Raw genomic sequence first — 14,417 nt, 5'->3', positions numbered from 1 at the left:
TTTACCCAAAAAGTTTAAAATAATACAAACCATTATTAAAAAGAGTTTAACAATGATTCAAAGGAAGTTTTTACATCGTCATATTTAGAATAAGCATTATCGTAATTTTTATTTATAGTTTTTTTATTTTTTTCGTAGCTAGGAGAAGATTTTTCGTAAATAACAGCAATTTTTAAGGCGTTTAAGTATCCAGAATATAATGTAAAGGTATTATTTAAACTATTATAATAAGACATACACCCTTCTGGTATGGAAGAATAATTAAAATCTTTTTTTATAGTTTCAATAGTTCTTTCTTTTTCTTTAATATCATTAAGAATTATATCTAAAGATCTATTTTCTTTTCTTATTAAATTTATTGCCGGTTCTAAATCGTCTAAAATTTCATCAAATTCATTAGTGCATTTAGTTAACTTTTCAATATAAGAATTATATTGGGTTGTTTTAATTGAAGCTTCTTTATTTACTTTTTCTAGAGTATTTAAATAACTAATTAAATTATCTAAAAATGTTTCGCTTTCTTCGGGAAGTGTTAAAGAAAATCCATAAAGAGATAAATCTTCGTAACTCTTTTCACAGTTTGATTTTAAAATTAATATTTCAGATGTAATTTCGGATATAGATAAATTATTAGTATAAGATAAAACATTAATACAATAACTATATAAATTTTCGGTATTTTCTATACATGAAATTAATGTTGGAATTATGTTTGGAGTATCATTATTTGCTATTACTACAGCTGATACTTTTTCTTTTAACTCTTTCAACTCTTTTAAATTATCATTTAATATGTTAGAGGCAGATTTACTATTTATAGTTAATCCATTAATACACTTTTTAAGAGAAGTATTTATTTTAGATAATTCAGTTATATAAGGTTCAAAATCTTTTAAAGATGTATCTTCAGTAATAATTTCACTAGTATCAGTTGATGATGAGGTTGAATTATTATGTCTATACAATAATATTATCATAGAAGAGGAAGTTAAAAATATACAAATTAATAAAGTTATAATAAAGGTTTTATTCTCAGAAAATGATTTTTTTATTTTTTCCACTTATTCTCACATCCTTAAAATTAATTTACAATATTAAATATTATGAAAAAACTTTCTATATAATTTATATTGTTGAAGAAAATGAAATATACTTAAATAAATTTATATATAAATAAAAGAATTAGTGAAATATAAGGATGAGAAACATAAAAGAAGTAGAAAAATAAAATGGAATTATAATATTTTAACAATTATGAGAATGGTGTATAATTTAATTAGAAAATTTATGGTGGTGGATTAAATGCAAAATTTTATTTCTATTATAATGAATTCACTAAAGAATATGTCCTTGATTGCTATTATTGATATATTAGTAGTAGCGTTTATATTTTATAAGGGATATATGCTTATAAAAGAAACAAGAGCAGAACAGCTATTAAAAGGAATAGCATTTATAATAATTTTGATTCCAATTAGTTCGATATTAAATTTAAGTATGTTATATTTTATATTAAGTAAAACTTTAACTATTGGAATAATATCTGTTGTTATAATATTTCAACCAGAAATAAGAAGAGCATTAGAGCACTTAGGAAGAAGTGCTTTTGAAGATAAGCATGGTTTTGAAGATAGAGAACAGAGAAATATTTATGTTAGTGAAATTGTAAACGCAGTATCTAATTTAGCAGAAACAAGAACTGGTGCGTTAATTGCAATTGAACAAGGGACAGGACTTGGAGAAATAATATCCTCTGGAACTATATTAGATGCAAAAATAACCTCTAATCTTTTAGAAAATATATTTGTTGTAAACACTCCGCTTCATGATGGTGCAACAATAATAGGAAGAGATAAAATATTAGCATCAGGATGTGTTTTACCTTTAACAAATAATAAAGAAATAAATAAAAAATTAGGAACTAGACATAGAGCAGCAATAGGATTGTCTGAAATATCTGATGCTCTGGTTATTATAGTATCTGAGGAAACGGGAATAATTTCTTTAGCGATAAATGGACGTTTAACAAGAAATTATGATAAAGACAAATTAAGAACAATATTACTTAAGATAATGGAACATAGAGAGGAAAAGAATGTAAAAACTGCTGGCAAGAAGGTGAAAACATGGATAACGGGAAAAATAAACAGAAAGTAATTGTTCAATTAGTATGTCTTTTATTATCAATAGGATTATGGATTTATGTAACTAATATAGAAAATCCAATAAAATCATATGAATTAAGTAAAGTGCCAGTAGAAGTTAAAAATATTGATAGTTTAAAAGGAGCAGGATTAGCATTAGCCCCTAATCAAGAATTTTATGTAAATTTAAAAGTAGAAGGTAGTAGTCAAGAACTATTCAATATAGATAAAAGTGATTTTATTATAAGTGTAGATTTAAATGAATTTGTACTAAAGGTTGGAGAAAATAAAATTGCTGTAAATATAGAAAGTGCTCCTAACACGGTTAAAATAAAAAATAGTAATGGCTTAACGATACCAATAATTACAGAAGAATATTTAGCAAAAGAAGTTCAGGTAAAGTCTAAAATTGATGTAATTTCAAAATCAGGGTATTATGTAGCAACACCTATATTTACACCAGACTCTATAACTGTATCTGGTGCAAGATCTTTAGTAGATAAAGTAGCAAAAGTTGTTGCACAAGGCGAGGAAAGTAATGCAACTGAAACAATCATTAAAAATTATGTGGTCTTAGCTGTAGATGATGAAGATAGAGAAATTATTGGTGTTGATTTATCTCAAAAGTGGGTAGAGGCTACTATAAAAATAAATGAGGGAAAAACAGTTCCAATTAAAATAAATACTACTGGAGAGCTTCCGCAAGGACTAAGATTAAAATCTATAAGTTCAAATATAAAAGAAATAGGAATAACAGGACCTGAATCAACTTTAAATTCAATTAATGAGATTGGATCAGAAACTATAAATCTTTCACAAATAAAAGATACTATTAATGTTAATGTTGCATTAGGAATACCAGAAGGCATATTAATTAATAATGGGGAAAATATAGTAACAGTAAATATTGTTGTGGAAAAAATGCAAACAAAAGAGTTTAAAATTGATTATTCAATGGTTGGACAACAAGAAAATGTAAATATTATTGCAGATAATAATAAAGTGACTGTAAAAGTTTCTGGTTTTGAAGAGGATTTAAAAAATGTTACAGAAACTAATTTAAATGCAGAATTAAATTTATCAGAGTATACTGAAGATGGTGAATTTTTAAAAGCACCAACTGTAAGTTTAATTGGTGTAGATAATGTTACTATAGATAGTGTTAGTGAAATAAAATTAATTGTATCAAAGGATATTCCTACAAATTCAGAACAAGTGAAGGATGAAGAAAATAAAGAAGAAATTAAAGAAGAAGAAAATCAACAATAACTACAAAATAAAGTTAGCAAAAGCTAACTTTATTTTTTTATATAAGAGTATAAATAAGCTTAACTATTAACTACGTTAATCTTGTGATACAATATTAAAAACTAGAAATAATATTATTAAGGGTGATTATATGACTATAAGAATTAATAATTTAAGTATTGGATTAGATGATGATATAAAATTATTAAAAAAGAAAGCTAGTAAAAAATTAAGAATTTCAGTAGATGAAATAAAAAACTTTAAAATAGTTAGAGAAAGCATAGACGCCAGAAATAAGGACAATATTAAACTTACATACGCTATTGAATTTGAACATAAAGATGAAGAAAAATTAATAAATAGAATTCATGATAATGATGTAAAAATAGATAATTCAAAATATGAGCCAGATGTTAAGCCAGGTAATGAAATATTAAATCATAGACCAATAGTTGTAGGTTTAGGTCCGGCGGGATTATTTTCTGCGTTAATGTTAGCACAAAAGGGATATAAGCCATTAGTTATAGAACGTGGAGAAGATGTTGATAAAAGAACTGAAACAGTTGATAAATTTTGGAGAACAGGGGAATTAAATTTAGAATCTAATGTCCAATTTGGAGAGGGTGGAGCAGGATCCTTTTCAGATGGTAAGTTAACAACTAGAATTAAAGATAAAAAGTGTGATTATGTTTTATCAGAGTTAGTTAAAGCAGGAGCTCCAAAGGAAATTAGATATGAGGCAAAGCCACATGTAGGAACAGATATATTAAAGGATGTTGTTAAAAATATAAGAAAGCAAATTATTTCTTTAGGTGGGGAGGTTAGATTTTCTTCTAAACTAGAATACATAAAAAATAATCAAGGAAAAATAAAAAGTATAATAGTAAATGGAGATGAAATACCTTGTGATGCACTTGTTTTAGCTTTAGGACATAGTTCAAGAGATACATATGAGATGTTAAATAGCATTGGAATATTTATGGAGCCAAAGGCTTTTGCAATAGGGGTTAGAATTGAACATCCGCAAGAAATGATAAATGTAGGGCAATATGGAAAAATGGCTAATCATCCTAAATTGCAAGCTGCAAGTTATAATTTAACATATCAAAGTAGAGCTTTAAATAGAGGTGTATATTCTTTCTGTATGTGTCCAGGTGGAGTTGTTGTTGCAGCTGCATCTGAAGACAAAAGATTAGTTTCTAATGGAATGAGTTATCATGCAAGAAATGAAGAAAATTCAAATTCAGCATTAGTTGTAACCGTTGGTCCAGAAGATTTTGAAGGAACTTCAGTTTTAAGGGGAATGGAATTCCAAAGATATTATGAAGCTTTAGCATATAAAGTTGGTGGAGGGGATTATAAAGCTCCAGTTCAATTGTTAGGGGATTTTGTTAATGATAGAAAATCAACTAAATTAGGAAAGGTAAAACCAAGTTATAAACCTGGATTTGAATTTGCTGATATGAGAGAATGTTTGCCTTACTATGTAGTAGAAGGGATAAAAGATGGAATTAATAATTTTGATAGAAAAATTAAGGGATATGGAAGAGAAGATGCAGTCTTAACTGGAATAGAAACAAGAACATCAGCACCAGTTAAAATAACTAGAAATGAGAGATTAGAAAGCATATCATTAAGTGGTTTATATCCTTGTGGAGAAGGAGCTGGGTTTGCAGGAGGTATTGTATCTGCTGCAGTTGATGGAATTAAAGTTGCTGAAAGAATAATAGAAAAATATAGACCAATATAAAAATAGATAATTTATAAATTGTTTAAAAAATCAGTAGTTTTTATAATTACTGATTTTTTATTTTTAAAATTTAGATTTTTAGTTGAAAGTCTGATAAAATATAAATGGTAAATATTTGAAATTACCATATAATTTTAAAATAAATGGGTATAATAGGAGAGGTGGATTATGAGTAAAAATTTTGATGATTTATTTTCAAAGTTAAAAGTAGCACAAATAAAAAAATTATCTGTAGCAGTAGCTCAAGATGAACCAGTTTTAGAAGCAGTTAAGGCAGCAAAGGATAGGGGGATAGCTAATGCTATTTTAGTTGGAGATAAATCGAAGATTGAAGAAGTAGCTTCTAAAATAGATATGGATTTAACTGACTTTGAAATAATTCATGAAGAAGATGTTAAAAAGGCAACATTAAAAGCAATACAATTAGTTTCTAGTGGCGAAGCTGATATGGTAATGAAAGGATTAATAGATACAGCTACATTTTTAAGAAGTGTATTAAATAAAGAAGTTGGACTTAGAACAGGTAAGTTAATGTCTCATGTGTCTGTTTTTGAAATTAAAGGAATAGATAGATTGATATTATTAACAGATGCAGCTTTTAATACTTATCCAGACTTAAAGCAAAAGGTTCAAATAATAAATAATTCTGTAATGGTTGCAAATGCTTGTGGAATAAAAAATCCTAAGGTTGCTCCAATTTGTGCAGTCGAAATAGTAAATACTGATATGCCAGCAACAGTAGATGCAGCTTTATTATCTAAAATGAGCGATAGAGGTCAAATTAAAGGATGTATAGTTGATGGCCCTTTAGCTTTAGATAATGCAATATCAGAAGAAGCAGCACATCATAAAGGTGTTACTGGTAAAGTAGCAGGTAAGGCTGATATATTATTACTTCCTAATATAGATGTTGCAAATGTTATGTATAAGTCTTTAACTTACACAGCAGAAACAAGAAATGGAGGGATATTAGTTGGTACATCAGCTCCTGTAATTTTAACATCAAGAGCTGATAGTTTTGAAACAAAAGTAAATTCTATAGCATTAGCAGCTTTAGTTTCAGAAAATAGAAAATAATATAGGAGGTATTGAGAAGTATGGCATATAAATTATTGATAATAAATCCAGGATCAACATCTACTAAGATAGGTGTATATTTAGATGAAAAAGAAATTTTAGTAGAAACATTAAGGCATTCATCTGATGAAATTTCAAAATATAACAGCATTTATGACCAAAAAAAATTTAGAAAAGACGTTATAATTGATATTTTGAAAAAAAATAATATAGATTTAAATTCATTAAATGCAGTAGTAGGAAGGGGAGGAATGCTTAGACCTATTCCAGGAGGAACTTATGAAGTTACTAATGATTTATTAGATGATTTAAAAGTTGGAGTTTCTGGTCAACATGCTTCTAATTTAGGGGGAATATTAGCAAGGGAAATTGCAGATGAAATTGGGGTAAGATCATTTATAGTTGATCCTGTTGTTGTAGACGAATTACAAGAAGTAGCTAGAATTTCAGGTATTCCTGAGCTACCAAGAAGAAGTATTTTTCATGCATTAAACCAAAAAGCAGTTGCTAAAAGATATGCAAAGGAAAAAAGAAAAAAATATGAAGATTTAAATTTAGTTGTAGTTCATATGGGTGGAGGTGTATCTGTTGCAGCTCATAAAAAAGGATTAGTAGTTGATGTAAATAATACATTAGACGGAGATGGACCTTTTTCACCAGAAAGATCAGGGTCAGTTCCAGTTGGAGATTTAGTTAAGTTATGTTTTAGTGGAAAGTATACTCAAGCAGAAATATATAATAAAATAGTTGGTAGAGGTGGTTATGTTGCATACCTTAATACTAATGATGCTAGAGAAGTTTTAAGATTAAGTGAAGAAGGAAATGAATTTGCTTCATTAGTTTTTGATGTATTTATTTATCAAGTATCAAAAGCAATTGGTGAAATGTCTACTGTTCTTAATGGAAAAGTAAATCAAATAATTTTAACTGGTGGAATAGCATATTCACCTGTTGTTGTTAAAGCAATTAAAGAAAAAGTTAAGTGGATTAGTGATGTAACTGTTTATCCTGGAGAAGACGAGTTATTAGCATTAGCCCAAGGAGCTATTAGAGTTCTTAATGGAGAAGAAGATATTAAAGAATATTAAAAATAAAAAATAAATTTTTTAGGTACGTTTTACGTACCTTTTTTACTTTTTATATATAAAATTAATAACTTTTTATAAAGTTAAAATTATAATTAAACTAAAAAGTATATAATAATTTAAATTTAAAATACATAATATATTAGATTGTGATAAATAAATAGTCTAATCATTGTAAAAAAACGGAATAGAATATATACTATAAGTGTTAATATGAAATAAATGAGTGAGGTATTTATATATGAGTAGAATGTTTGGAACAGATGGAGTAAGAGGTATAGCTAACACAGAATTAACAGCAGAATTAGCGTATAGCTTAGGAAGAGCTGGTGCTTTTGTATTAACAGAAGGGACACATAAACCGAAAATATTAGTTGCTAAAGATACTAGAATATCAGGAGATATGCTTGAGTCAGCTTTAGTTGCTGGTATTCTTTCAGTTGGAGCTGAAGCTGTAATTTTAGGTGTAGTTCCAACACCAGCAGTAGCACATTTAACAAGAGAATATAATGCAGATGCAGGAGTTATGATTTCAGCATCACATAATCCAGTTGAATATAATGGAATTAAATTTTTTGATGGAAAGGGATATAAATTATCTGATGAATTAGAAGACCAAATACAAGCTGTTATAGAAAATAATTTTGAAGGTGTTCCAAGTCCTGTTGGAGGAGCTGTTGGAAGATCATACACTGAAGAAAGTGCATTAAGAGAATATATAGATTATGCTAAGAGTACAATTAAAACAGATTTAAAAGGACTTAGAGTTGCTTTAGATTGTGCAAATGGTGCTGCATATAAAGCAGCAGTTAAAGCATTTAGGGATTTAGGTGCTAGAGTTTATGTAATTAATGACAATCCAGATGGAAATAACATAAATGAGAATTGTGGATCAACTCATATGGAAGAGTTAATGGATTATGTTGTAAGAAAAAATTGTCATATTGGATTTGCTTTTGATGGAGATGCTGATAGATGTTTAGCTGTTGATGAAAAGGGAAATATGATAAATGGTGATTTCTTATTAACTATTTGTGCAAAGGCTTTAAAAGAAGCTAAGAAATTAAAAAATGATACTTTAGTAGTAACAGTAATGAGTAATTTAGGATTAGATATTGCAGCTAAAAAAGAAGGAATTAATTTAGTTAAGACTAAAGTAGGAGATAGATATGTACTTGAAGAAATGCTTAAAGAAAATTATATACTAGGTGGAGAACAATCAGGGCATATAATATTCTTAGATCACAATACAACTGGTGATGGATTAGTAACTGCCCTGCAAGTAGCAGCAATACTTAAAGATAGTAATAAAACTTTTAGCGAATTAGCAGGAATAATGAAAGAATTACCACAAGTATTAGTTAATGCTAAAGTTCCAAATGAAAAGAAAAATATTTATTTAGAAGATGCAGAAATAATAGAAGCTATAAATGCTGTAGAAGCAAAGCTTAATGGAGTAGGTAGAGTTCTTATAAGACCATCAGGAACTGAACCATTAGTAAGAGTTATGCTTGAAGGTGAAAATCAAGAAGAAATAAATGAAATGGCAAACAGTTTAGTTAATTTAATATTAAGCAAAATTTAATATATTAAAAAAGTTAATGTTTCGATAGAAGCATTAACTTTTTTTATAAAAAAATAACTATAATATAAAAGAATTTTTTTATTATTAATAAATATATATTTTTTATATAAGAAAAAGATTATACATAATTAATAAAAATAAAATTAAAAATTTAATTAATTACTAAAAAGAATTTTTGAAAAATGAAAAATAAAAAGTAATTTTACAAAAATAGGAAACGGTATTGACAGAATACAAATTTAAAGAGTAAGATAATAACAATAGAATAATTGGAAAAAAATTCAAAAAGGGAATTGTGATTGAGAGTAATTTTATCCCACTATTATGATTTTATCATTAAGGGTGGGATTTTTTTAACCTAATTTATAATTATTTTGTTAAGTTGATTATTAATTTAGGTGTAAATTATTTTATTGGGGGGAATTAAAGTGGAAAGACATGTATTATCTGTTTTAGTTAGAGATTCTTCAGGAGTTCTAACAAGAGTTTCAGGATTATTTGCAAGAAGAGGATTTAATATTGATAGTTTAACTGTTGGTAAAACAGAAAATCCTACAATTTCAAGAATGACCATTACGTTGAATGGAAATGAAGATGTTTTAGAACAGTTTACAAAACAATTAAACAAATTGGAAGATGTTTTAAGAGTATTAAATTTAAAGGTTGAAAATTCAGTTTATAGAGAGTTAGTACTAATTAAGGTTAAAGCTGATGCAGAACAAAGAGCAGCAGTAAATGAAGTGGCAAAAATATTTAGAAGTAAGATAATTGATGTTTCTCCTGAAACACTTACCATTGAATTAACCGGAGATGAAAGTAAAATAAATGCTCTTATAAAGCTCTTAGAAGAATACGAAATAAAAGAATTAGTTAGAACAGGATTATGTGCATTAGAAAGAGGCGCTAATGATATTACAGATTACTGTGAAATCTTTAATTAGAAAGTTATAAATATCTATAGGGGGGCTATTTAAATTTGAATAGATATATAGAGATTTTTGATTCTACGTTAAGAGATGGTGCTCAGGGTCAGGGGATATCATTTTCGTTAGAAGATAAGGTGAAAATTGCTAAAGCTTTAGATGCTATAGGAATTGATTATATAGAAGCTGGTAATCCGGGGTCAAATCCTAAAGATATGGAGTTTTTTAAAGTAATAAAAAACATAAAGTTAAATAACTCTAAGTTAGTAGCATTTGGTTCAACTAGGAAGCCAGATATAAAAGTTGAAGATGATATAAATATAAAAAGTTTATTAGATGCTAATACAGATGTTGTATCAATATTTGGCAAATCATCAGCTTTTCAAGTTAATGATATATTAAAAACATCTTTAACAGAAAATTTGAAAATGATAGAAGAAACAATAAAATATTTAAGAATTAATAATAAAGAAGTAATATTTGATGCAGAACACTTTTTTGATGGATATAAAGAAAATAGTGAATATGCAATGTCTACTTTAAAGGTTGCAAAAGACGCAGGAGCAAAAACATTAGTTTTATGTGATACAAATGGTGGAACATTGCCTAGTGAAATAAAAAATATTGCATTTGAAGTTTGTAAAAAATTTGGTGATATTATAGGTATACATTGTCATAATGATATTGGAATGGCTGTAGCAAATTCAGTAATAGCAATAGAATCAGGTGTATCACATATTCAAGGAACATTTATTGGTGTTGGAGAACGTTGCGGAAATACTAATTTAAGTACTATAATTCCAACAATAGCTTTAAAAATGAATTTTAATATAAAAGCAAATGAATATTTAAAGGAAATAACAGCAAAGGCTAGATATATTTCAGAAATATCAAATATTCAATTGCAAGATTCAGCTCCTTACATTGGTAAATCAGCATTTGCTCATAAAGGAGGTATGCATATAGATGCTATTTGTAAGACTCCTGAATCTTATGAGCATGTGAAACCAGAAGCTGTTGGGAATAAAAGAAGTTTTTTATTATCAGAAGTAAGTGGTAAAAGCACAGTGTTGCAAGAAATACACAAAGTTTTTCCAAATGTTAAGAAGGATGGAGAAGAAGTAAAAAACGTAACTAAAAGGTTAAAACAATTAGAATATGAAGGATATAAATTTGAAGGTGCAGAGGGTACTGTTGAGTTATTAATAAGAAAAACAATAGGTAAGTACAAGCCGTTTTTTAAGTTGAACCATTTTAAAACTATGGGAGAAAACTCATGGAGTAATGGTGAATTTAGTTCCACAGCTTTAATTAATATAACTGTTGATGGAAAAACTGAAATGACAGCAGCAGAAGGAGATGGGCCTGTAAATGCATTAGATAAGGCACTTAGAAAAGCACTTGAAGTATTTTATCCAGAGTTAAAAGAAGTAAAATTAGTTGATTATAAAGTTAGAGTTCTTGATTCGGAAAGTACTACTGGTGCAAAGGTTAGGGTATTAATAGAAAGTACTGATGGAATTGAAAATTGGAGTACAGTTGGAGTATCTAAGGATGTTATTCAAGCAAGTTGGATTGCATTAGTTGATTCAATAGAATATAAGCTTATTAAAGATATTGAAAGAAAAGTAAAAGCTTATTTTTAAGGGGGAAAATACTTATGGGAATGACAATGACACAAAAAATACTAGCAGCACATGCAGGATTAGAAAGTGTAAAAGCAGGACAATTAATAGAGGCAAATTTAGATTTAGTATTAGGAAATGATATTACATCTCCTGTTGCTGTAAAGGAGTTTGAAAAATTTGGAGTAAAAAACGTATTTGATAAAGATAAGATAGCAATTGTTCCAGATCATTTTACTCCTAATAAAGATATAAAAGCTGCAGAACAGTGCAAATTTATTAGAGAATTTTCAAGGGAAAAGGGAATAACAAATTTCTTTGAAATAGGGGAAATGGGAATAGAACATTGCTTATTACCAGAAAAGGGATTAGTAGTTGCAGGAGATGTTGTTATTGGTGCAGATTCTCATACATGTACTTATGGTGCATTAGGTGCTTTTTCTACGGGAATAGGTTCAACTGACATGGCAGCAGGAATGGCAACCGGAAAGTGTTGGTTTAAAGTGCCTTCAGCATTAAAGTTTGTTTTAAAAGGAAAGCCAACAAAATGGGTAAGTGGTAAGGATGTAATACTTCATATTATTGGAATGATAGGTGTAGATGGAGCTTTATATAAATCTATGGAATTCTTTGGAGATGGTCTTAATTATTTATCAATGGATGATAGATTTACAATGGCAAATATGGCTATTGAAGCAGGAGGAAAAAACGGAATATTTCCAGTTGATGAAAAGACGATTGAATATTTAAAAGAACATGGAAAAAAAGAATGGAAGGTATATGAAGCTGATAAAGATGCTGAATATGATAAAGTTTATGAAATAGATTTGTCAACTTTAAGACCAACAGTTTCATTTCCACATTTACCTGAAAATACAAAGACCATTGATGAAGTTGGTAATATAGATATAGATCAAGCTGTAATAGGTTCTTGTACAAATGGAAGAATTTCAGATTTAAGAATTGCAAGAGATATATTAAAAGGAAAAAAGGTAAATAAAAGAGTAAGATGCATTGTATTTCCTGGGACACAAAAAATTTATTTACAAGCATTAGAAGAAGGAATAATAAAAGATTTAGTAGAAGCGGGGGCGGTTGTTTCAACACCAACTTGTGGGCCATGCTTAGGTGGTCATATGGGGATATTAGCAAAAGGTGAGAGGGCAATTTCAACTACTAATAGAAATTTTGTGGGCAGAATGGGACATGTTGAATCAGAAGTTTATTTAGCAAGTCCGGCAGTTGCAGCAGCTTCAGCAATAACAGGTAAAATAACAAATCCAGAAATACTTTAAGGGGGCAAATAAATATGAAAGCAATTGGAAGAGTTTTTAAATATGGCGATAATGTAGATACAGATGTAATTATACCAGCAAGATATTTAAATACATCAGATCCAAAAGAGTTGGCATCACATTGCATGGAAGATATAGATTTAAATTTTGCAAAGGAAGTTAAAGATGGTGATATTATAGTAGCAAATAAAAATTTTGGGTGTGGTTCATCTAGAGAGCATGCACCTATAGCAATTAAGGAAAGTGGAATTAGTTGTGTAATAGCTTCAACATTTGCAAGGATTTTCTATAGAAATGCCATTAATATTGGTTTACCAATTATTGAATGTGATCAAGCTGTTAAAAGTATTGATAAGGGTGATAAATTAGAAATAAATTTTGATACAGGAATTATTAAAAACTTAACTAAAGATGAAGAATATAAGGGTGAGGCATTCCCGGAATTTATGCAAAATATTATAAATAATAATGGTCTTGTAGGCTATATAAAAAATTCAAAGGACAAATAAATAGGAATAAAAAATAGACTAACTAAATAGTATTGATTAAAAATACAAAACTATATTAGTTTATAAATAATTAAGGGGGATAAATTATGAATTTTAATATAGCAGTTATACCGGGGGATGGAATAGGGCCAGAGGTTATAGATGAATCAATAAAGGTATTAAATAAAATTGGTGAAAAGTATAAACATAGTTTTGAATTTACTTTTCTACAAGCAGGTGGATGTGCGATAGATAGTTTAGGCACTCCTCTTCCAGAAAGTACTTTAGAAGCCTGCAAAAATAGTGATGCAGTACTTTTAGGAGCTGTTGGTGGACCAAAATGGGATAATCCTAATGCAAAAGTAAGACCTGAACAAGCGTTATTAGGACTAAGAGGTGGATTAAATTTATATTGTAATTTAAGACCTGCACTTTTATATAAATCATTAAAAGAAGCATCTCCATTAAAAGATACGATAATCGGGGATGGAATAGATATTTGTGTTGTTAGAGAGCTTACTGGAGGAATTTACTTCGGTGAGAGAGGTAGAGAAATAGTTGATGGAGTTCTTTCAGCATATGATACTGAAAGATATAATATAGAAGAAATCGAAAGAATAGTTAAGATAGGTTTTGATACAGCCATGAAAAGAAATAAAAAATTAACAAGTGTTGATAAAGCTAATATATTAGAAAGCTCTAGGTTATGGAGAAGTGTTGTTGAAAAAATATCTAAAGATTATCCAGAAGTGGTAGTTAATCATTTATATATTGATAATGCTTCTATGCAATTAGTTAAAGATCCTAGACAATTTGATGTTATTGTTACTTCAAACATGTTTGGAGATATATTATCTGATGAAGCATCAATGATTACAGGTTCAATAGGAATGTTACCTTCTGCATCTTTAGGAGATGGTTCTTTAGGAATGTATGAACCAATACATGGTTCTGCACCTGATATTGCAGGAAAAGGAATGGCAAATCCATTAGCAACAATTCTTTCTACTGCTATGATGTTAAGATATAGTTTTAATTTAGAAGATGAAGCAAGTGATATAGAAAATGCAGTAGTTAAAGTTTTAGAAGAGGGTTATAGAACAGGAGATATTAAGAGCACAGGTACAACTATTGTTGGTACTAAGGAAATGGGTTCTCTTGTTGTAGATAGAATTTAATTAAATTTCTAACATATAT

At 28.4% G+C, this 14,417-nt stretch carries 12 protein-coding genes; 11 read left to right on the top strand and 1 reads right to left on the bottom strand.

Annotated features, from left to right (window positions below):
• Window positions 1–35 precede the first annotated feature (35 nt).
• Entirely contained in the window at window positions 36–1,061 is a 1,026-nt protein-coding gene (locus QZ321_RS08715; protein WP_291742615.1) for a hypothetical protein, read from the bottom strand.
• Between the two features lie 241 nt (window positions 1,062–1,302).
• On the opposite strand from QZ321_RS08715, the gene cdaA reads away from it, so the two are divergent.
• The 11 genes from cdaA (at window position 1,303) to leuB (ending at window position 14,398) form a co-directional block, all read left to right on the top strand.
• A complete protein-coding gene (cdaA, locus tag QZ321_RS08710) occupies window positions 1,303–2,157 on the top strand; it encodes a diadenylate cyclase CdaA (RefSeq protein WP_291742618.1) in 855 nt (284 codons plus the stop codon).
• On the top strand, window positions 2,127–3,413 hold the full coding sequence (locus QZ321_RS08705; protein WP_291748396.1) for a CdaR family protein: 1,287 nt from the start codon (window positions 2,127–2,129) through the stop codon (window positions 3,411–3,413). Before cdaA ends, QZ321_RS08705 begins: the two co-directional genes overlap by 31 nt.
• 130 nt (window positions 3,414–3,543) lie before the next feature.
• Entirely contained in the window at window positions 3,544–5,142 is a 1,599-nt protein-coding gene (locus QZ321_RS08700; protein WP_291748398.1) for an FAD-dependent protein, read from the top strand.
• A 168-nt stretch (window positions 5,143–5,310) separates the two neighbouring features.
• Window positions 5,311–6,219, top strand: coding sequence for a phosphate butyryltransferase (gene ptb, locus QZ321_RS08695; protein WP_291748401.1), 909 nt, complete (start codon window positions 5,311–5,313; stop codon window positions 6,217–6,219).
• A 20-nt stretch (window positions 6,220–6,239) separates the two neighbouring features.
• A complete protein-coding gene (buk, locus tag QZ321_RS08690; protein WP_291748403.1) occupies window positions 6,240–7,307 on the top strand; it encodes a butyrate kinase in 1,068 nt (355 codons plus the stop codon).
• A 238-nt stretch (window positions 7,308–7,545) separates the two neighbouring features.
• Window positions 7,546–8,889, top strand: coding sequence for a phosphoglucosamine mutase (gene glmM / locus QZ321_RS08685; RefSeq protein WP_291748406.1), 1,344 nt, complete (start codon window positions 7,546–7,548; stop codon window positions 8,887–8,889).
• Window positions 8,890–9,317: 428 nt separating this feature from the next.
• Window positions 9,318–9,830: an acetolactate synthase small subunit gene (ilvN, locus tag QZ321_RS08680; protein WP_291740347.1), complete on the top strand. Its 513-nt coding sequence runs from the start codon at window positions 9,318–9,320 to the stop codon at window positions 9,828–9,830.
• 35 nt (window positions 9,831–9,865) lie between these two features.
• Complete coding sequence (cimA, locus tag QZ321_RS08675) at window positions 9,866–11,458, top strand: citramalate synthase (protein ID WP_291748410.1); 1,593 nt, start codon at window positions 9,866–9,868, stop codon at window positions 11,456–11,458.
• Window positions 11,459–11,472: 14 nt separating this feature from the next.
• Entirely contained in the window at window positions 11,473–12,732 is a 1,260-nt protein-coding gene (gene leuC, locus QZ321_RS08670; protein WP_291740352.1) for a 3-isopropylmalate dehydratase large subunit, read from the top strand.
• A 14-nt stretch (window positions 12,733–12,746) separates the two neighbouring features.
• On the top strand, window positions 12,747–13,241 hold the full coding sequence (gene leuD, locus QZ321_RS08665; RefSeq protein WP_294196629.1) for a 3-isopropylmalate dehydratase small subunit: 495 nt from the start codon (window positions 12,747–12,749) through the stop codon (window positions 13,239–13,241).
• An 86-nt stretch (window positions 13,242–13,327) separates the two neighbouring features.
• Complete coding sequence (gene leuB / locus QZ321_RS08660) at window positions 13,328–14,398, top strand: 3-isopropylmalate dehydrogenase (protein WP_291748414.1); 1,071 nt, start codon at window positions 13,328–13,330, stop codon at window positions 14,396–14,398.
• Window positions 14,399–14,417 lie beyond the last annotated feature (19 nt).

The organism is uncultured Clostridium sp., from assembly GCF_910588715.1.
Taxonomy (GTDB): Bacteria; Bacillota; Clostridia; order Clostridiales; family Clostridiaceae; genus Clostridium.
The sequence above is the reverse complement of the archived record's forward strand: the minus strand, read 5'-3'. Positions and strand labels throughout refer to the sequence as shown.